The sequence below is a fragment of the Extibacter sp. GGCC_0201 genome (assembly GCF_017566055.1).
In the GTDB taxonomy this organism is placed as follows: Bacteria; Bacillota; Clostridia; order Lachnospirales; family Lachnospiraceae; genus Extibacter.
On the sequence record NZ_JABFCH010000268.1, the window covers coordinates 1 to 210 of the forward strand.

Sequence of the window (210 nt, forward strand, 5' to 3'; positions counted from 1 at the left end):
TAGGAATTGCAGGCATAGAGGTTGTAGATGCAGCCGTTTTTAAACTGTATGGCAGCTTCCGCGGCATCCTCCACACGCACGGTATCGTGGCAGTGGTTATGTACGCTGCCTTCAATCCATTCAATGTCACTTCCCAGCATATAGCGCACCCGGTCCATACTGTGTATGGCCTGGTCTATGAGTACGCCGCCGCCTTCTCTGTCCCAGGTG

At 53.3% G+C, this 210-nt stretch carries 1 protein-coding gene; it reads right to left on the reverse strand.

Annotation, left to right across the window (positions count from 1 at the left end; translation table 11 throughout):
* The coding region (locus HJV72_RS19490; RefSeq protein ID WP_243765718.1) for a Gfo/Idh/MocA family protein at positions 1-210 on the reverse strand (210 nt) is incomplete at both ends.